The following is a 17,811-nucleotide window of genomic DNA, read 5'->3' as shown; positions in this document are numbered from 1 at the left end:
ATCAGGGCCGGAACTCGTCGCCGACGCCCACGGCCACCTCGAGAACCAGGGGTTGGGTGCGTTCGGCCAGGAGGGGGCAGATCTCGGCGAGGGCGGCGCACAGGCCGGTGAAATCGTCGATCCGGCGGACCGGGCAGCCGAGCGCTTCGGCGAGTCCGGCCACGTCGACTTCCTCGAACGCGGGCCACGGGGGCTTTCCGCCGTGCTGTTCCGCGAGCTTGTCCATGATCGCGTAGCGCCCGTTGGCGAGGACGACGAAGACCGTGCCCACGCCGTAGTGCACGGCTGTCCAGAGGGACTGGATCTGGTAGAGCGAGGAGCCGTCGCCGACCACGGCGACCACCGGGCGGTGCGGCTGGGCCATGCGGACCCCGACGGCGGCCGGCATGGCGAAACCGAGGCCGCCCATGGCCGCGCTGAGGAATCCCAGCGGAGTGCGGGCGGGGACCAGGGCGTGCAGGTCCGGGCGGGAGGACGGAGTCTCCTCGACGATCACCGTGTCGACGGGCAGGCGCTCGCCGAGTGCCGCCAGGACATGGCGGGGTGTCAACTGCTCCCCGGAAGCAGGGGGAGCGGGGGCTGTCGCACGCGCAGCCGCAGGGCGGGTCGACGGCCGCGGCGGGGTGCGCCGGGCGAGCCGGTCGCAGAAGTCCGGCAGGTCGGTGACGACAGCGAGAGCTGCGGGAGCCCGGTGCGCCTCGGCGGGGTCGTCGGTGACCACGACCACCTGAGCGTCGGTCAACACGCCCTGTGCATAGGGGTATTGGCGCAGAAAGGGAGCCCCGACGCACAGCACCACGTCGTGCCCGGCCAGTGCCTGGCGCACCCGGTGGCGGTCGGCTGGCAGGTGCCCGGCGAACAGCCGGTGGTCCTGGGGGAATCCGGCACGCGCCCCGAAGGGCTCCTGCCACACGGGACAGTCCAGCCGCTCGGCCAGCACGGTCAGCGCCCGCCAGCTCTCCGCGCTGTCGGCGCCGGAGCCCGAGACGAGGACGGGATGTGCCGCCTCGGACAACAGCTCGGCGACCTCGGTCACGGACGCCGGATCCGCTGACGCGGCCGCCCGTACCACCTCGGCTGCCGGCACCGGCAGAGCGTCGGCGGGCTGCGCCCAGTCGTCCATCGGGACCAGTACGAGCGCCGGACCACGGCCCGCGCGAGCGGCGTGTACGGCTCGTCCGATCGCGCCGGGCACGTCCTGTGGCCGTACCGGGAATTCCACCCGGACCGGGTAGTCCCCTGCGAGTCCTTCGAGACGGCCGGCCAGGAACGGTTCCTGGGCGAGGTGGCGGCGGTCCTGCTGGCCCACCAGCACCACCAGGGGTGCTCGGTTGACCCGGGCCGTGGCCAGCGCGCCCACCGCGTTGCCGAGCCCGGCGGTGGTGTGCAGCAGGACGAGGGCGGGTTCCTCGCGAGCCAGTGCCCAGCCGGTCGCGGCGCCGACGACCGAGCCCTCGTGCAGGGCGAGGACGAACCGCAGGTCCTCGGGGAGGTCGGTGAGGAGGGACACCTCCGTCGAGCCGGGGTTGGCGAAGACGGTGGTCAGCCCGTGCAGGCGCAGCACGTCGAAGGCAGCGTCACGAACCGTGCGGGCGTTCGAGGCGGCGGCTGTCACGACAGGGTGCTCCGGGGGTTCGCCAGCTGACCGCCGAGGCCGACGTTGGCCTTCAGCCAGGCGGCGAGCACGTCGGTGAGGTCGGTGTCGGAGCGTTGTCCCTTCTTGCCCTTGGCGCTGCGCGTCGCCGTGATCCGCTCCAGCGCTTCCCGGTGGTACTCGCGGACCACTGAGGCCGCCTGGTGGGGGTCGCGGGTGGCGACGGCGTCCACGATGCGCAGCCGGCCCGGCTGCAGTGAGTCGGAGACCGTCCCCCAGGTCCCGTTCTCGCCCCCGGAGAGCTTCACGGCGAGGCCGATCTGCATGTCGCTGATGAACCGGCACAGTGCTGAGAGCAGGGGGTTGTGGGAGATCTCGGACAGCGTGGCGAAGAAATGGTGCAGTGCCGCGGCGGACCGTTCCACGCCTTCGGCGGCTGGGATCGCTTCGGCGGCCTGGCGCAGGAGGACGATCTCCGCATCGTCGGCGTGCTCGGCGGCGAGTTCGGCGGCGTACGCGTTGAGTGCGCCGAGCAGCCCCAGAACCTCGCGGGCGCCGACCTTCTCGACCTGGACGACCGAGGCGATGGACATCGCCAGCAGCGTGTCTCCCTGGGCGTGGACGGTGGCCCGGCTGCCGTTGCGGGTGTTGACCAGGCCCATCGCGGTCAGCACCCGGATGGCCTCGCGGATGGTGGGTCCTGAGACGTCGTAGCGAGCGGCCAGCTCGCGTTCGGCCGGCAGTCGCGAACCGTCGGGCAGGGCACCGCTGAGGATCTGCTCACGGAGGTCTTCGACGATCTGGTCGGCCACTCTGCCGCGGTAGATCTTCGCGGGGGTGTGAGGCACGGACATGTCGCTCCCAAGGGTCGATGGACCGTGCAGGTCCGTTGTCTATGAATCTAACCTACTTGGTAGGTTGGCTTCAAGGGTGCCTGGGTGATCGGTTTTGGCGTCGGGACGTGCCGATCGGCGCGCTCCGGCGGGCGCACGGCAAGGGCCGCCGGGCCCGGTTCTGCCGCTCTCCCGGTCGCTTCTCACAGGTAGGGCAACGAAAAAGGTCACCACCTACCTTGACATCAACCTACTAAGAAGGTTTCTTGGTTAGGGAAGCCGCGACGGAGGGCCACTGAGGCCCGACGCACCGCGGCACACACCGCCGCCGGATCCGTCGTCCGCGGCCAGTACGTCAATCCGTCCCGTACCGCGCAGACCGCTCGAGCCCAGTGGAGCCGCGACACGGACACCACAGCCAATGGAGGACAGCGATGAAGATCGCGCCGTTCGACGAGAACGCGTTCAAGATGGACCACCCCCGAGGCACGGTCTCGTTCAACTACCTGCTCATGGGGGACCGGGACAAGCCGCTGGAGAACTACCGCTACATCCTGGGCCGCCAGGAGGCGGACTTCCTGATGCCCCGGCACTGCCACACCTTCGAGCAGATCCGCCTGCCGCTGGTGGGCGACATGAACCTGGGGGAGCAGGGCATCCTGCGCGAGGGCGAGGTCGGCTACTTCCCCGAGGGCCAGACCTACGGCCCGCAGGACGACCCGCTGACCGACCCGAAGCAGCTCCAGCTGGTGCTCCAGTTCGGCGGTGCCTCCGCGCTCGGCATGTCGGCGGGCCGGGGCCGCGGTCCGGCCAACAAGGAGGCCCAGGCCGAGCGCCGCCCGATCCGCGAGCAGCGCTTCCCCAAGCCCCGCTACAACGGGGTCGTCATCAGCAACCCGGACCACTTCAACTGGCAGACCGTAGCGGGCTGGCCCGGTGTGGCCCGCAAGCCCATCGGCACCTACACCGAGCGGCAGTTCTGGATCGAGTTCGTGAGGATCCGGACCGGCGCCGAGTGGATCAGCGAGAGCGACAACGCCAAGCGGCTGACCGTGGTCCTGTCCGGATCGGGAACCGTGGAGGGCACCGACATCGCCAAGCTCGGCGCTGTCGAGGCCGATCCCGGTGAGAAGGCCCGCTACACCGCGACCGACGAGCTGGTCCTGTTCACCGTCGGTCTGCCGCCGATCGAGCGCCCTTTCGAGCCGGACGACGACAAGTTCATCACCGTGGAAACCGACGGCGGCATCCGCTTCGAGAACCCCAAGGAAGCCGACAAGGGCTGACCCCGGCGCTGCCGACGGCATCCGTGCCGGCCCCGGTCGCCTCGCCGCCCGCACGGCCGGCAGCACCGGTCAGCCCCTCACCACGGGATGCCGTTCGCAGCGAGGCCGGGCCGGCGGCGGACACCCCATGGGCCCGCCGCCCGTACCCGGCATGTGTCCGCCGCCCCTCCCCGGCGTGCTCCGCCCTCGCGCGAGCTGCGCCCCACCCACGGAAAGCGCTGATCCACGTGAAAATCGCCTCCCGCCGGACCCCCTTCGGTGATCGACTCTGTTTCGCCGGCGTCGTCCCGCACCAACTCGTCGACATCCAGGCCGCCTTCGTCCGCCGCCTCGAGACCGACGGCGTCCACCGCGACGACGCCCTGACCCGCTCCCGCGCAGTGACCGGGGGTGACCTGCCGTCGCTGCTGCGGCAGGACCCCCGCCTCAGCGACATACGGCGGCTGCACGACTGGGCCTCGCAGCAGGCCCACAGCGGCATCATCGACGAGGACTGTCTGTGGTCCGACGACCCGGCCCGGCTCGGCCCGCCCGTCGGCCGTCCCCGCACCGTCTGGTGCATGCTCGCGAACTACCCGCGCCACCCGGTCGCCGGCCAGGAAGCGCCACCACGCCGCGGCATGCAGGGCTGTCTGAAGGCCCCGAACGCGCTGGCCGGCCCCGCCGACGACCTGCTTCACCCGACGATCAGCGAGAAGGTCGACCCGGAAATGGAGCTCGCCGTCGTCATCGGCCCCCGCTCCCGGCATCTCACCCCCGACAACGCGATGCGTGCCGTGGCCGGCTACGTCGCCTTCTGCGACACCGGCTCCCGGGACGTCTCCGACCGCGACAACAACCGCATGGACCGCGCCAAGGGCTTCGACACCTACGGCACCACCGGTCCCTGGTTCGTCACCGCCGACGAGATCCCGGACCCGCACGCCCTGCGCATCCGCTCCTGGGTCAACGGCGAGCTGCGCCAGGACGGCAGCACCGCCGAGATGATCAACTCCGTCCCCGAGCAACTGGCGTGGCTCACCGAGGCGCTCACCCTCGCGCCCGGTGACCTGCTGTCCACCGGGACCCCGCCCGGCCACGGCGCCGTGCGCCCCGGGGACGTGGTCCGCGGCGAGATCGACGGTCTCGGAGTCATCGAGAACAAGGTCGTCCTCGACGACCCGGCCCACGACTGAGCGACCGGAGGTCCTCCATGTCCGCACCCCGACTCCAGATCATCGTCGGAAGCACCCGCCCCGGACGGCGCGGGCCCCTGATTGCCTCCTGGCTGCACGAACTGGCCGTCAAGCACGCCGGTTTCGACACGGAGACCATCGACCTCGCCGAGGTCGGGCTGCCGCTGCTGGACGAACCGCGCCCCCCTCAGCGCGGACAGTACGAGCACGCACACACCCGCCGCTGGAGTGAGATCGTCCGCGCCGGCGACGCCTACGTGTTCGTGGTCCCCGAGTACAACCACAGCTACAACGCGGCCACCAAGAACGCCCTGGACTTCCTGGCCCGCGAATGGGTGGCCAAACCCGTCGCGTTCGTCGGCTACGGCGGGGTCGCCGCCGGCGCCCGCGCCGTACAGGCCCTGATCCCGGTGGTGACCGCGCTCGGCATGGTGCCGCTCGCCGGACACGTCCACATTCCGTTCGTACGGCAGTCGATCACCGCGCAGGGCCGGTTCGAACCCGCCCCCGGACTCGCCGAGAGTGCCGCCGGCGTCCTGGACGAGCTGCTGCGCACGACCCGTGGTCTCGCCCCGAGCCGGCCGGCTGCCCCAGTCGGATGAGTACAGCCCGAGCGACCGCGACCGAGCGGCACGGCATCAGTCAGAAGACCGCCGTGTGCGTCGTCTACGTGGCCGGGCTGTTCCTGAGCACCCTCGACATGACGATCGTCAACGTCGCCCTGCCCACCATCGGCCGTGACTTCGACGTCCCCTCCACGTCCGTGGACACCGTCTCGATCTCCTACCTCGTCAGCCTCGCCGTCTTCGTGCCCGCCTCCGGCTGGCTCGGTGACCGCTTCGGCGGCAAACGCACCCTGCTGACCGCGATCGCCGTCTTCACCGTGGGCTCCGCGCTCTGCGGAACGGCGAGCAGCCTCGGCCAACTCGTCGCCTTCCGGGTCCTGCAGGGTGCCGGCGGCGGAATGCTCGCCTCCGTCGGCATGGCGATGCTGCTGCGGACCTTCGCCCCGGCCGAGCGGGTGCGTGCCTCGGCCGTCCTCAGCATCGCCAACGGCCTGGCCCCCACCCTGGGCCCGGTCCTCGGCGGGCTGCTGGTCAGCCAGGTCTCCTGGCGGGCCATCTTCTACGTCAACGTGCCGGTCGGCCTCTTCGCCACCGCCTTCGGCCTGATGTACCTGCACGGCCAACCGACCTCTCCCGCCGAGAAGTTCGACCTGACCGGCTTCGTCCTCGCCGCCCTGGGCTTCGGGTTGCTCATGTACGGCGTCTCCGTGGGCCCCGCTCAGGGCTGGACCACACCGACGGTCGCCGCCTGCCTGACCGCCGGGACAGCACTCACCGCCACGATGGCCGCCGTCGAACTGCGCAAGAAGTCACCGATGATGGACGTACGGCTGCTGCGTATCCGCCTGTTCGCCTCGGGCACCACCGTCATGGCCGTGCAGTCGGCGACCTTCCTCGGCACCCTGTTCACGATCACGCTCTACTTCCAGGACCAACGCGGTATGTCCCCGATGGCTGCCGGACTGAGCACCTTCCCCGAAGCGATGGGCGTCGTCCTCGGGTCCCAGCTCGCCAGCCGCGTGCTCTACCGCCGGCTACGCCCCCGCCGTCACCTCATGCTCGGCGCGGCCGCCACCAGCGTCGCCGTCGCGCTGCTGGGGCTGCTGCACCGGAACACCGCACTGTGGCTGGTCGTACTCCTGCTCGTCGCCCTCGGACTCTCCATCGGCCAGGTGTTCGTGGGCACCCAGTCCGCGTCCTTCGCCACGGTCTCCGAAGATTCCTCCGGGCGCGCCTCAACCCTCTTCAACGTCGGCCGCAGGCTCGGCGGAGCCGTCGGTGTCGCCGTCGCCACCACGGTGCTCGTCGCCGTCGGCACCTCTCACCCCGGCGCCGAGCCTGCCATCGCCGGCTATCAGGTCACTTTCCTCACCCTCGCCGCCTTCAACGTGCTCGGCCTGTACGCGGCAAGCCGCGTCAGCGACACAGAAGCGGCGGTCACCATCCCCCCTCCCGTCCACCCCGCCCCACACAAGGAAAAGGAGCCACAACCATGAGTCAGCTGACCTTGGCGCAAGCATCAGAGATCGTCGACGGAGCACTCGCCCACGCACGCGAAGAGGGGCTGCGTCCCCTGGCGGTCACCGTCCTGGACCCCGGCGGCAATCCCCTGGTCGTCAAGCGCGAGGAGACCGCCGGCATCCTGCGCCCGCAGATCGCCCATGCCAAGGCCTGGGGTTGCCTCGGTATGGGCCAGGGCGGGGCCGCCGGAGCCCGGCATGCCACCCGCGACCCCGCGTTCTTCGCGGCCCTCGCCACCATCTCCGAAGGCCGCATCGCCTCCTCGGCCGGTGGCGCCCTGATCCGCGACGCCGACGGCGCACTGCTCGGCGCCATCGGTGTCAGCGGCGAACGCCCCGACAACGACCAGGCCATCGCCGTCTTCGGCGTGGAGAAGGCCGGCCTGGTCGCCGACGTGGGCTGACACGGCACGCCCACCCGACGGCCGGGACGGGGACGGTCCCGGCCGCAACGGAAACGGATGTAGCTCCACCAGCCGAGCCGCATTCCCCGGCGGGGCGCACACAGCGCGTGACTGCGCCCCCCACGGCATCGAACTCCCCGTACAGATAGCCGATGGGAAACAGAGGTACAGCATGGCAACGACGCCGGAAGACCTCACCACAACACCCGTGTACCGCGAACTGACCGGCCGACGACGAACCCAGGCCTTCGCGGTCTGCGTCGCCGCCGCCTTCCTCACCCTGCTCGACGTGAGCATCGTGACGGTGGCACTCCCCTCCATGGAGCACAGCCTCCATCTGTCCACCAGCACCCAGACCTGGTCCATCGCCGGGTACACCCTGACCTTCGGCCTGGCCCTCGTGCCGAGCGGCCGCCTCGGCGACGAGTTCGGCCGCAGGAAGGTCTTCCTCATCGGGATGGTGCTGTTCACCCTCACCGGTGTGCTGTGCGCAGCCGCCCCCGACGCGACCTGGCTCGTGGCCGGCCGGCTTGCCCGCGGAGTCTCCGCCGGCCTGGTCGCTCCCCAAGTCGTCGGCCTCCTGCACCAGATGTACCCGCCGCGTGAACGCGGCCGCGCCTTCGGCTACTACGGCGCGAGCGTCAGCCTGTCCACGGCGATCGGCCCGCTCCTCGGTGGCGCGATCCTCCAGGGCTTCGGCACCGCCGACGGCTGGCGCTGGATCTTCGCCCTCTTCCTCCCGCTCGATCTGGCCGCTCTGCTGCTGGCCGCCCGCCTGCTTCCGGAAACCCGGCGTACGGAACGACGCAGCCTCGACCTGGTCGGCACCCTTCTCCTCGGCCTCGGCGTCACCGCCGTGATGCTCCCGCTGCTGCAGAGCGGAGCCTGGTCCGACCGACCCTGGTGGCTCGCCGGCACCGGACTCGTCCTGCTGGCCGTCTTCACCGCGTGGGAACGGAACATCACCCGACGAGCCCGCCAGCCCCTGGTCGACCTGAACCTGTTCCGCGAGCGGACCTACTGGGTCGGCATCATTGTCGCCGCCGCCCTGTACGGCGGATTCACCGGCATCTTCATCGTCCTCTCCCAGTTCCTCCAACGAGGTATGCACTACAGCCCGTTCCAAGCCTCCCTGTGCACCGTCCTGTTCACCGCGGGCTCGGCCGTGTGCGGGATCATCAGCGGACGCCTCGCGCACCGTATCGGCCGGCCCCTGGTGATCACGGGCACCGCCCTCACCGCGATCGGACTGGCCGTCACCGCCCTTGTGGTGGGCGGCTCCAGCATGGGCGACAACATGTTCCTGCTGATGGCCCTGCCCCTCCTGGTCGCCGGATGCGGCGCGGGCTTCGTCATCGCGTCCAACCAGACACTCGCCCTCCAGCTGGTGCCACGCCGAGAAGGAAGCACCGCGGCAGGCGTCTACCAGACCGGCATGAAGATCGGCACCTCCCTCGGAACAGCGCTGGCCAGCTCCCTCTACTTCAGTGCCCTCCTCACCACGCCCAACGACTTCCCCGCCGCCGCCCGCACGGGCCTCCTCGGCGCGGCCGCCCTCGCAGCCGTCGCCTTCCTCGTCGCCCTCCCCGGCCTGACCCACCGCGGCCGACGCACCCCTGAGCCGGCATTCGCCACACTGGAGGAGGCCGAACCGGCCAGATGAGCCGGTCTGCACATGGGGGCGCCTCCGGCACACCGGGGGCGCCCCCTCGGCTGCGGGGGGCGGCTCCCTGGCCGGACCGGAGCCGGATGGTCTGACCGCCTCTTAGCTTGAGATGTAACCCGAGGTCGACCTGGGTCGCCACCGGCCCGTCGGAGCGCAGGGTCGAGTAGAGGACGCTCCCGTATGTCCGCTGAACTGCGAAGACACGGCTCAACTCTGAGGGCCGTTCGACACCGGCACGATGAACGAGAGGGCAAGTGCCCGTTCCACTCTTCTCGGTGTTCCGCCGGTCTCAGAGCACTCGTGGCTGTCAGTGCGTTGAGCTAGCGTCGCGCGGTATGAGTGATCAACAGCATGAGGTCGTCGTCCGCCGTGCCCAGCCTGCCGACGTGGAGGGGCTGGTTGCGTGCAGTAGTGCGCTGTTTGCAGAAGATGCCGGGACGAGGGATCCGAGCGTCAACGTGGGTTGGCCTCGTGAGTTCGGACCTGAACGCTTCGCCGCCGGCATGGACGACCCGTCCAGGCTCCTTCTTGTCGCAGACTGCGACGGGCGGATCGTCGGACACCTCACTGGGTCCGTGGCTGAGGGAACTGCGATGAGGCCGGCCAAGGTCTCGACGCTCGTGAGCATGTATGTGCAGCCGGACCACCGCCGTGGTGGGCTCGGAGCACGTTTGGTTGCGCAGTTCGCGGCCTGGGCGAAGGAATTGGGGTCCGAACTGGCAGAGGTGACCGCGTACTCCAGCAACGCCGATGCGGTCCGCTTTTACGAACAGAACGGTTTCGCGAGTCAGTCAGTGACGTTGCGGGCTGCTTTGTGAGATGAGGCGGCAGCGGGCATCGTGGCCGTGGCGATCGGCGCTTGCGCTGGTCGCCGTCCCGGTTTGGGGGTGAGGCGGCGGGTCTCAGCGTGATGGATGCCCAGGTGTTGAGGGTCTTGTTCAGCATCTACCCCGGCACTGGCCCTGAGATGACTTGTCGAGTTAGTCCGCAGGATGCCCTCCGGTGTTGAACGCTCCGGTCATGCATGCGGCCGGGCCGGAACGCTCAGGTCCACAGTGTGCTTCGGAGTGCACGGAACGAATCATTACTGTGAACGCATGACGTCTGAATCCGCCTCACCACCCGCGAACCTGACCTCGGTGCCCAGGGCGGAGTTCGGCTTCCCTGGCCCGCTGCGCGACCAACTTGTCGCAGCGATCCTCGACGGCTCCAAGACCTCGACGACCGCGCTTGTCGTCGACTACGAGCAGGAGGGGGAGCCCCTGCCGGAGGTCGGGAGCCGTGCGGTGGTCATCGACTCGGACGACCGTGCGGTCGCGGTCATCGAGGTGACTGACGTACGCGTCGTCCCGCTGGCTCAGGTGGACCTCGCCCACGTGGTGGATGAGGGGGAGGGGGACACCAGCGTGGCCGAATGGCGGGCGGGGCACGAGCGGTTCTGGCACGGCGAAGAGATGCGTGCGGCGTTGGACGATCCCGAGTTCACCGTGGACGACACAACGCCCGCGGTTCTGTGGCGCTTCCGTCTCGTCACCGACCTTCGCCTCGCTGATTGACGGTTCGCCCGTCGCCTACCGAGCAGATACGTCTTCAAGGCCGGTGTTCCGACCGTGCGGGAGGCGGGACGCACCGTACGGCCGACGGGGCGCGCCGAGGCTGCGGGATCTCCGCTGGAGGGGGCGGTCAGCCGGCGCTTGGCCGCTTCCCGGGATCGCGCTGCGACGACAAATCGATAGTTCGACCGCTCCGTAGCCTGCTCGACCGCCCGCTCGTGCGTGAGCCGGGGGAGCGGGCCGCCGACAACACGGGGCTGATCGCCGCCGGTCGGATCCGGCCGCCCGAGGAAGCCCGCGGGCCGCTGTCCGAGCCGTGGGTGCCGTACGCGCGGCTGCGGCCAGTCCCCCGCACGGGGACTGGCCGCAGCTCAAGGATGACCGCCCGCGGTGGCTCAGAGCGTTCCGCTGTTGGCGATCTTGATCTCCGCCTTGGGCGTGCCCTGCCGCGTGCCGTAGCTCTCGATCTTCTTCACGAGGTCGAGCCCCTCGATCACTTCGCCGAACACGACGTGCTTGCCGTCCAGCCAAGGGGTCGTCACGGTGGTGATGAAGAACTGCGAGCCGTTGCTGTTCGGGCCCGCGTTGGCCATGCTCAGCAGGCCTTCCTTGGTGTGCTTGTGCGTGAAGTTCTCGTCGGCGAACTTCTCGCCGTAGATGCTCTTGCCGCCCGTGCCGTCACCCCTGGTGAAGTCGCCTCCCTGGAGCATGAAGTCGGGAATGATGCGGTGGAAGCCCGAGCCCGCGTAGCCGAAGCCGCTCTTGCCGGTGGCCAGCTCCCGGAAGTTGCGAGCCGTCTTGGGTACGTCCTCGTCGTACAGCTTGAACACGATGCGTCCGGCGTCCGCACCATTGATGGTGATGTCGAAGTACACATTGTCAGTGGTCATGCCTCCATGATCCCTCAGGACGCCGGTGAGCTCGACCATCTTGAGGCTTTGGCGCTCAGGCGGTGCTTTTCCGTGGCCAAACAGGGCGAACGGCCGCGGGGGTTCCGCCGGGTACCGGGCAAAGGGGGGCGGAGGGTCGGCCTCTCGGGGTGGGGCTGCCTGTGCCCGGCCAGTGACGCAGCGTGCCTGAAAAGTCGCCAGGCGTCGCGGGGCTGCTGCGGGCGGTCAGTCCTGTGCTCCGCCTATGCCGATACCGGCGAACGTACGGCCGCTCCGCGGATCCTCGGCGCGCTCAAGTCTCGCCGCCGCGTCTCGCGACGCTGCGGCATGCGCATCGTCTCGGCCCGGACCTGGACGATCAGCGAGGTGGTCTCCCCGACGTTGAGCATCGTGATCATCTCGCGGTGGATCAGGTCCATGATCTCAGGCACGTTCGCGGCGCGGATGGCTCGCGACGACACCGCGGGAGTGCCCCGCACTGGCCAGGCCAGTCAGGCGGCTCGCCAGGATTCGAGGTGGTGGGCGATGGTGCGCAGATCGGCTTCCTGGGCGCGCACGGCGCGGACCAGCTCGTAGAGCTCCTCGTCCTTCGCCTGGACCGGCTGCCCGGAGACGCTCATGTACTGGTGCGTGCAGCCCCAGCCGATGACGAGGTTGTAGTCGGTGAAGGGGCGCAGGAGCAGTGCCGTGTGCAGGAACGTGGCGGCCCGGGCGGAGATCTCCTCGTAATAGAGGGTCCCGCGCTCGCGCTCGAACTTGTGCCGGTCGGCCATGACGCCGAGCGCGCCCCAGTCCGAGATGGGCACGTTGAGCGGCGAGATCGCGGACTGGACCTGCAGGACCCAGCCGACGTCGACGCGGATGACCGGGCTCACCGCTGCCCTGCGGGGAAGTGCTCCGTGACGGCGGGCAGGATGCGCTCGGCCTCGGCGGTGGCGCCCTCGACGAACTTGATCCGGTCGGCCTCGTCCACGGTCACGTCGTGGACGTGCTCCTTGAGGCTCTTTCCGGCGAGAGCGGCCCGCTCTCGCAACCGCGCCATTTCATCTGCGCTGAATTCGATGTTGAGTGCTGGCATGGATAAACGGTACCTGACTAGGTACCGGTCTGGGTACCGAACGTCTCCGGCGCACCATTCGACGAGCAAAACCTGGGCGATCGGCTCCCTGTTCCAGTCGCCGCTCTCGCTCTACGACTGCAAGAACTCGAGGATGTCGGGGTTGAGGATCTCGGGGTGGGTCGACAGCATTCCGTGGGGGAGCCCTTCGTAGCTCTTGAGGGTTCCCTTCTTGAGGATCTTGGCCGACAGTGGTCCCGCGTCGTCGTAGGGGACGATCTGGTCGTCGGTGCCGTGTGCGACGAGAACGGGGACGTCGATCTGCTGGAGGTCCTCGTTGAAGTCGGTCTCGGAGAACGCCTTGATGCATTCGTAGTGGGCGTTCGCGGCCCCCGCCATTCCCTGACGCCACCAGTTGTCGATCAGCCCCTGCGACACGTTGGCGCCGGGCCGGTTGAAGCCGTAGAACGGGCCCGAGGGTACGTCGATGAAGAACTGCGCACGATGGGCGGCGAGGGCCGCGCGCATCTCGTCGAAGTTCTCGATCGGCAGGCCGCCGGGGTTGGAGTCCGACTTGACCATGATCGGTGGCACCGCGCTCACCAGCACGGCCTTCGCGACGCGGCCCCGCTTGGCGCGTGCGACGTAACGTGCGACCTCGCCGCCGCCGGTCGAGTGCCCGACATGGAAGGCGCCTTGCAGATCCAGTGCGTCGGCCAGGGCGGCCACGTCGGAGGCGTAGGTGTCCATGTCGTGGCCGGTGGCCGTCTGGGTGGACCGGCCGTGCCCGCGGCGATCGTGTGCGATGACGCGGTAACCATGTGCCAGGAAGAACAGCATCTGGCTGTCCCAGTCGTCGGCACTCAGTGGCCAACCGTGGTGGAAGACGATGGGCTGGCCGTCGCGCGGCCCCCAGTCCTTGTAGAAGATGACCGTGCCGTCGTCGGTGGTGATGGTGCCCATGGCTGAAACCTCCGCTTGATCAGCCGAAGTTCGCGGGAGATTACGCACCGCGATAAGGAAAGTCAGACGTGATGCACATGGGATGCGGCAGGTCGAAGCGGGCCGTTCCGCTGTACTGAACGGCAGGCCGCTGCACCCCTGGCAACGCTACGCCCATCCTCGCCACGGCACATTTCGAACTGGACTGGCTCCCTCCGGATCGGCTGATCCGTTTGTTGGTGGTTGCCGGGGCCATTGCCTGATCTCCGCTGTGAGGATCGCCACCGCGACGCCTACCTCGGCACCGTCAGTGCCGCTGCGCGGCCGGCGCCCCCTGCCACCTACTTGCTGTGAACGATCTGGATCAGGTTGCCGCACGTATCGTCCAACACCGCAGTGGTGACCGGGCCCATCTCCAGCGGCTCCTGGGCGAAGCGCACCCCCAGCTCCCGCAGCCGGTTGAACTCCGTGCGTACGTCGTCCACGGCGAAGGAGGCGGCGGGGATACCGTCCGCGACCAGCGCCGTCTTGTACGGCTTCACCGCGGGATGGCCATCGGGCTCCAGCAGCAGTTCGGTCCCGTCGGGATCCTCCGGCGAGACCACGGTCAGCCACCGGTCCGCGCCGAGCGGGACCTCGGTCTTCTTCACGAAGCCCAACACCTCTGTATAGAAGCGCAGTGCCTTGTCCTGGTCATCGACGAAGACGCTGGACAGGTGGATCCTCATGGGGTTCTCTCCGGTGCATCGGGCCTGAGCCGTCGGGTGGCCCCACGGCTCAAGGGGTTCGGTGTTCAGATCGTGAAACTCGTGCAGGTGGTCGCGGAAATGGGCTCGGCGGGCAGAGACAGTGACACTCAGGCCGGGTTTCCGCCTGGGGCTGTGGCCGGGGCGGCGCGCCGTACGGGGAGCATCGTCGGGATCGGGTCGTTCGTGAGGAAGTCCAGGATGAGCGCGTTGACTTGCTCGGGCTTTTCCATCAGTAGCGCGTGGGAGGTCCCGGGGACAATGGCCAGCTCGGAGTGGGGAATCGCACGGTACAGAGCGATCGTGTGCTCGAACGCGATCAGGTCGTCGTCTCCCACGAGTACGAGCGTGGGTGCGTTGATGCGCGCCAAGTCGTCCGTATCGATGGTCGGTTGAGTAGCGAACATGTCCGTCACCTTGCCCACGACCACTGGCCAGTGGGCCGCGCCATCCGGTGACAAGGCCTCGTACATCTCACGAAACACCGCCAGCCCCGGCTCGTCGGGAGTCATGTGATCGAACATCGTCGGTTCCGCCATGCACTCCGGGCTCGGGCGGAAGTTGGCCCCCATGGCGACAACCTTGCGGACCAGGTCAGGGCGGGTGATGGCCACGAGCAAGGCGACGATGCCGCCGTCGCTCCATCCGACGAGATGCGCTGGACCACCGACGACCGACTCGATGAAGTCGACGGTGTCGTCGGCCATGTCCTGATAGGTGAGCGGCCCGGCGACGTCGGGGGTGTGCCCATGCCCGCGTCGCTCAGGGAGGAAGAGCTGATGGTTCGCCGCGAAGGCGGCTCGCTGCGCGCCCCATGTCTCGTTCGTGCAGAAGGCGCCGTGGAGGAGGAGCAGGGGGTCACCGGTGCCGTCGACCTCGTACCACGTCTTGACGCCGGGAAGCTCCACATAGTCGCCCATGGTTCCGAGCCCTTCTGGAGTACCGCCGTTCACCCTCAGTCTCTGCCTGTGACGGCACGGCCTGCAATTCCGCTGTCCCCTGCCGGCGATTCGTGAGTGGTCGCCGGTATCGGCCGACGGTCTGCTCAGGATGCGGCGAGCGCGTTCCACCAGACCGGGCTGTCGACGTAGTGGTTGTCGTAGCGCTCCGAAGACTCCGCGATCTTCTTCGGGCCGGTCTCACCGCGCGTCACGCTGCCGAGGAGGCGGAGACAGTCGAAGCGGGCCATGCCGGGCGTGAAGACGAACAGGACGTCGGCCTCGCAGCCCGGGGCCGCGGCGAAGGCGTGATCGCCACTGTATGAGCTTGAAAGACCTGCCTCGGAGTGCAATTCCGGGGGCGCCGAAGCGCACCGCCGGCCTCCGCCGACATCGGCTGCGTCGCTGACTCACATCCATGTGACCTCTCTCGCTTGCCCATGGCCGTTGGCTGATTGAGGGCGTGAGGTCTGTGCGATTCCCTAGAGTGCGTGTTCGTGACGATCATTTCGGGAAGGTCAGCTCTCTGGCGTGACCGGCGGTTTCTTCAGCTCGCTTCCGCCCGGACCATTTCGGTTCTGGGCAATGGCTTCGCTCGGGTGGCCCTGGCCTTCGCCGTACTGGCTCTTCCCGGCGCCAGCGCGGGGAAGCTGTCGTTGGTGCTGGCCTGCCAAGCGCTTCCCCAGCTGATGTTCATCCTGGTCGGTGGTGTGATCGCTGACCGGATGTCACGGTCTCGGCTCATGGTCATCGCCGATGGCGTGGGAGCCTCGGCCTACGCGGGACTGGCCGCCATGACGTTGTCCGGCCATGCACCCCTGGCGCTGATGTGTCTGCTGGCGGTGACCGCGGGACTGGCGACCGCCATCTTCGCGCCGGCGATGGACGGAGTCGTGCCGCTCGTAGTTCCCGCTGACAGGTTGCAGCAGGCCAACGGGCTGCTGCGGATGAGCACGAACACCTGCCTCTTTCTCGGGCTTGCGCTGTCGGGCCTGGTCGTGGCCTGGATCGGCGCAGGCTGGCCCTGGCCCTGAACGCCCTGTCGTTCGTCGTCAGCGCGGCGCTGACGGCCCGTCTGAGGTTGCCCGCACGGCAGGTCAAGAGGTCGTCGGGGTGGGCAGACCTGCGGGAGGGCTGGCAGGAGTTCGCCTCTCGGCAGTGGCTGTGGGTGGTGGTCGTCCAGTGCATGGCCGTGGTCGCCGTCTTCAACGCGACCGTTGGAGTCCTGGGCCCACTGGCCGCACAGCAGCACCTGGGCGGGGCCCGATCCTGGTCGGTCATCGTGGCCGCCCAGGCGCTGGGAGCCATCGCAGGGGCCGGGCTGGCCGCGCGGGTCCGTGTCAGCCGACCCGTCCTGGTCGCCGTCGTCGCCACCTTTCCGGCAGCTCTGCCCATGGTGTGCCTGAGCATCTCGGCACCGGTGTGGCTCATCTCCGCCGCCATGTTCTGCGCAGGCGTGTCCAGCGACGTCTTCAACGTCCTGTGGGCCAGCACTCTGCAACGCGAGATTCCCGAACAGGTTCTCTCCCGCGTCAGTTCCTACGACTTGTTCGGTTCTCTTGCCTTTGCGCCACTCGGCCTGCTCGCGGCCGGCCCCCTCGCACAAGGTGTCGGTTCGGGTGCCGCTCTGGCCGGCTGTGCGGCTGTCGTAGTCCTCGCCACGGTTGCCGCCCTGGCGTCTCCGCAAGTCCGCGCGGTCCGCCGCTCCGTATCTCCGGAGGCGGCATCATCGGCCGACGTGAAGCTGACGCCAGGTGCGGTCTGATCTGGCCACGAAGATGATCGCCGCCAAGGCTTCGCGGTCGTTTGCCCGCCGAAGTCCCCCGCCACGCCGTCGCATCATCTCGGTGCCGCCGTCGGGTGGGTCACACGACCGCCAAGATCGCGTCACCGGCCTGGCCGTCCTCTCGCTCGACGCGATGCCCTCGGTGGCGTACGGCCCCGAGACGAGCGCCCTCGTACCAGCAGCCGCCGGTGCCCACGACCTCGGGTTCACCCTGCCCGTCACCGCTCGCCATCGCCGGGCTGCTCGCGGTGCTCGTCGCCTCGTACCGGCAGGTGATCGCCGCGTTCCCGGACGGCGGCGGGTCGTACGCCGTGGCCAAGACGCATCTGGGGGCGCGTACGAGTCCGGTGGCGGCCGCTTCGCTGGTCCTGGCTACGTACTTAATGCGGTCGTGGCCCTCACCGCCGTGTCGTGGCACTGACCTCGGCGCTTCCTTCCCTCTACGGCGGACGGCTGGGGCTGTGCCTGGCCGTGCCGGTGCCGGTCACGGCGGTGAACGTGCGGGGGGTCGTGAGTCCAGGCAGTCGAGGGGAGTGGTTCCCGCAGATGGATGAGCCGGCCGTATGAGTTCCGTCAAAGGCGAGGGAGCCTGCGTATGGGAGGCGTCAACGGCGGCGGAATCCGGCCGGAGGGGCGGTTTCCTCTAACCGTCCGTTCCGTTTCGAACCTCTTCTAGGAGCTCACGATGGCCGATCTGGCCTTCGTCGTCACCACGATCGCGGTGTTCGCGCTGGTAGCCCTCGTCGCCAAGGGGGTGACCAGGCTGTGACCGCCGAGAACATCGTCGGCCTGATCGTGGCCGTCGCCCTGCTGGGCTATCTCGTCCTCGCCCTGATCTTCCCGGAGAGGTTCTGA

Annotated in this window: 18 protein-coding genes and 3 pseudogenes; 11 read left to right on the top strand and 10 right to left on the bottom strand. The window is 69.0% G+C overall.

Annotated elements, in window-relative coordinates; all coding sequences use genetic code 11:
* Position 1 precedes the first annotated feature (1 nt).
* Together ACFVYF_RS16950 and ACFVYF_RS16945 are read right to left on the bottom strand one after the other, a co-directional pair.
* Positions 2-1,615, bottom strand: coding sequence for a thiamine pyrophosphate-dependent enzyme (locus ACFVYF_RS16950; protein ID WP_389455980.1), 1,614 nt, complete (start codon positions 1,613-1,615; stop codon positions 2-4).
* Positions 1,612-2,448 (bottom strand): FadR/GntR family transcriptional regulator, encoded by an 837-nt coding sequence (locus ACFVYF_RS16945; RefSeq protein WP_389455979.1) that lies wholly within the window; start codon positions 2,446-2,448, stop codon positions 1,612-1,614. The genes ACFVYF_RS16950 and ACFVYF_RS16945 overlap by 4 nt, the downstream gene beginning before the upstream one ends.
* Before the next feature lie 413 nt (positions 2,449-2,861).
* Here ACFVYF_RS16945 and ACFVYF_RS16940 point away from each other — a divergent pair, with 413 nt between their 5' ends.
* The 8 genes from ACFVYF_RS16940 (at position 2,862) to ACFVYF_RS16905 (ending at position 10,600) form a co-directional block, all read left to right on the top strand.
* Complete coding sequence (locus ACFVYF_RS16940; protein WP_389455978.1) at positions 2,862-3,713, top strand: hypothetical protein; 852 nt, start codon at positions 2,862-2,864, stop codon at positions 3,711-3,713.
* Between the two features lie 227 nt (positions 3,714-3,940).
* The gene (locus ACFVYF_RS16935) at positions 3,941-4,888 is read left to right on the top strand and encodes a fumarylacetoacetate hydrolase family protein (protein WP_389455977.1); all 948 of its coding nucleotides are present in this window, start codon (positions 3,941-3,943) and stop codon (positions 4,886-4,888) included.
* A 17-nt stretch (positions 4,889-4,905) separates the two neighbouring features.
* Positions 4,906-5,490 (top strand): NADPH-dependent FMN reductase, encoded by a 585-nt coding sequence (locus ACFVYF_RS16930; protein WP_389455976.1) that lies wholly within the window; start codon positions 4,906-4,908, stop codon positions 5,488-5,490.
* On the top strand, positions 5,487-6,950 hold the full coding sequence (locus tag ACFVYF_RS16925) for a DHA2 family efflux MFS transporter permease subunit (protein WP_389455975.1): 1,464 nt from the start codon (positions 5,487-5,489) through the stop codon (positions 6,948-6,950). The genes ACFVYF_RS16930 and ACFVYF_RS16925 overlap by 4 nt, the downstream gene beginning before the upstream one ends.
* Complete coding sequence (locus tag ACFVYF_RS16920) at positions 6,947-7,378, top strand: heme-binding protein (protein ID WP_389455974.1); 432 nt, start codon at positions 6,947-6,949, stop codon at positions 7,376-7,378. Before ACFVYF_RS16925 ends, ACFVYF_RS16920 begins: the two co-directional genes overlap by 4 nt.
* On the top strand, positions 7,293-9,041 hold the full coding sequence (locus ACFVYF_RS16915) for an MFS transporter (RefSeq protein ID WP_389455973.1): 1,749 nt from the start codon (positions 7,293-7,295) through the stop codon (positions 9,039-9,041). The genes ACFVYF_RS16920 and ACFVYF_RS16915 overlap by 86 nt, the downstream gene beginning before the upstream one ends.
* 338 nt (positions 9,042-9,379) lie before the next feature.
* Positions 9,380-9,862: a GNAT family N-acetyltransferase gene (locus tag ACFVYF_RS16910; RefSeq protein WP_389455972.1), complete on the top strand. Its 483-nt coding sequence runs from the start codon at positions 9,380-9,382 to the stop codon at positions 9,860-9,862.
* Between the two features lie 279 nt (positions 9,863-10,141).
* On the top strand, positions 10,142-10,600 hold the full coding sequence (locus ACFVYF_RS16905) for an ASCH domain-containing protein (protein WP_389455971.1): 459 nt from the start codon (positions 10,142-10,144) through the stop codon (positions 10,598-10,600).
* A 392-nt stretch (positions 10,601-10,992) separates the two neighbouring features.
* Here the strand turns inward: ACFVYF_RS16905 and ACFVYF_RS16900 are convergent, their stop codons facing one another.
* The 8 genes and pseudogenes from ACFVYF_RS16900 to ACFVYF_RS16865 all read right to left on the bottom strand — a co-directional run.
* A complete protein-coding gene (locus ACFVYF_RS16900) occupies positions 10,993-11,487 on the bottom strand; it encodes a peptidylprolyl isomerase (RefSeq protein ID WP_389455970.1) in 495 nt (164 codons plus the stop codon).
* A gap of 242 nt (positions 11,488-11,729) precedes the next feature.
* A complete protein-coding gene (locus ACFVYF_RS16895; RefSeq protein ID WP_389455969.1) occupies positions 11,730-11,948 on the bottom strand; it encodes a hypothetical protein in 219 nt (72 codons plus the stop codon).
* Positions 11,949-11,978: 30 nt separating this feature from the next.
* On the bottom strand, positions 11,979-12,362 hold the full coding sequence (locus ACFVYF_RS16890) for a hypothetical protein (RefSeq protein WP_389455968.1): 384 nt from the start codon (positions 12,360-12,362) through the stop codon (positions 11,979-11,981).
* Positions 12,359-12,565, bottom strand: a complete 207-nt coding sequence (locus ACFVYF_RS16885) for a hypothetical protein (protein WP_389455967.1) — start codon at positions 12,563-12,565, stop codon at positions 12,359-12,361. The genes ACFVYF_RS16890 and ACFVYF_RS16885 overlap by 4 nt, the downstream gene beginning before the upstream one ends.
* 111 nt (positions 12,566-12,676) lie before the next feature.
* Positions 12,677-13,507, bottom strand: a complete 831-nt coding sequence (locus ACFVYF_RS16880) for an alpha/beta fold hydrolase (RefSeq protein ID WP_389455966.1) — start codon at positions 13,505-13,507, stop codon at positions 12,677-12,679.
* A 320-nt stretch (positions 13,508-13,827) separates the two neighbouring features.
* Positions 13,828-14,214 (bottom strand): VOC family protein, encoded by a 387-nt coding sequence (locus ACFVYF_RS16875; RefSeq protein ID WP_389455965.1) that lies wholly within the window; start codon positions 14,212-14,214, stop codon positions 13,828-13,830.
* Positions 14,215-14,342: 128 nt separating this feature from the next.
* Positions 14,343-15,152: an alpha/beta fold hydrolase gene (locus ACFVYF_RS16870; RefSeq protein ID WP_389455964.1), complete on the bottom strand. Its 810-nt coding sequence runs from the start codon at positions 15,150-15,152 to the stop codon at positions 14,343-14,345.
* Positions 15,153-15,277: 125 nt separating this feature from the next.
* A pseudogene (locus ACFVYF_RS16865) lies at positions 15,278-15,481 on the bottom strand (cupin domain-containing protein); the annotation flags it as partial.
* Between the two features lie 180 nt (positions 15,482-15,661).
* Here ACFVYF_RS16865 and ACFVYF_RS16860 point away from each other — a divergent pair.
* The 3 genes and pseudogenes from ACFVYF_RS16860 to kdpF all read left to right on the top strand — a co-directional run bounded on the left by ACFVYF_RS16860 (position 15,662) and on the right by kdpF (position 17,811).
* Positions 15,662-16,935, top strand: a pseudogene (locus tag ACFVYF_RS16860) (MFS transporter).
* 13 nt (positions 16,936-16,948) lie between these two features.
* Positions 16,949-17,469, top strand: a pseudogene (locus tag ACFVYF_RS16855) (amino acid permease); the annotation flags it as partial.
* 252 nt (positions 17,470-17,721) lie between these two features.
* Positions 17,722-17,811 carry a K(+)-transporting ATPase subunit F gene (gene kdpF / locus ACFVYF_RS16850; protein WP_037659531.1) on the top strand — a complete coding sequence of 30 codons (90 nt, stop codon included), beginning with the start codon at positions 17,722-17,724 and terminating at the stop codon, positions 17,809-17,811.

Origin of the sequence: Streptomyces sp. NPDC058274 (assembly GCF_042881375.1) — a bacterium.
GTDB lineage: Bacteria > Actinomycetota > Actinomycetes > Streptomycetales > Streptomycetaceae > Streptomyces.
Note: the sequence above shows the minus strand (reverse complement) of the source record. Positions and strands in the feature narration are given on the sequence as shown.

Coding starts and splice junctions, on each gene's coding strand:
- ACFVYF_RS16945 (WP_389455979.1), bottom strand. CDS start 2,448: ATGTCCGTGCCTCACACCCCCGCGAAGATCTACCGCGGCAGAGTGGCC.
- ACFVYF_RS16940 (WP_389455978.1), top strand. CDS start 2,862: ATGAAGATCGCGCCGTTCGACGAGAACGCGTTCAAGATGGACCACCCC.
- ACFVYF_RS16930 (WP_389455976.1), top strand. CDS start 4,906: ATGTCCGCACCCCGACTCCAGATCATCGTCGGAAGCACCCGCCCCGGA.
- ACFVYF_RS16925 (WP_389455975.1), top strand. CDS start 5,487: ATGAGTACAGCCCGAGCGACCGCGACCGAGCGGCACGGCATCAGTCAG.
- ACFVYF_RS16920 (WP_389455974.1), top strand. CDS start 6,947: ATGAGTCAGCTGACCTTGGCGCAAGCATCAGAGATCGTCGACGGAGCA.
- ACFVYF_RS16910 (WP_389455972.1), top strand. CDS start 9,380: ATGAGTGATCAACAGCATGAGGTCGTCGTCCGCCGTGCCCAGCCTGCC.
- ACFVYF_RS16905 (WP_389455971.1), top strand. CDS start 10,142: ATGACGTCTGAATCCGCCTCACCACCCGCGAACCTGACCTCGGTGCCC.
- ACFVYF_RS16900 (WP_389455970.1), bottom strand. CDS start 11,487: ATGACCACTGACAATGTGTACTTCGACATCACCATCAATGGTGCGGAC.
- ACFVYF_RS16885 (WP_389455967.1), bottom strand. CDS start 12,565: ATGCCAGCACTCAACATCGAATTCAGCGCAGATGAAATGGCGCGGTTG.
- ACFVYF_RS16880 (WP_389455966.1), bottom strand. CDS start 13,507: ATGGGCACCATCACCACCGACGACGGCACGGTCATCTTCTACAAGGAC.
- ACFVYF_RS16875 (WP_389455965.1), bottom strand. CDS start 14,214: ATGAGGATCCACCTGTCCAGCGTCTTCGTCGATGACCAGGACAAGGCA.
- ACFVYF_RS16870 (WP_389455964.1), bottom strand. CDS start 15,152: ATGGGCGACTATGTGGAGCTTCCCGGCGTCAAGACGTGGTACGAGGTC.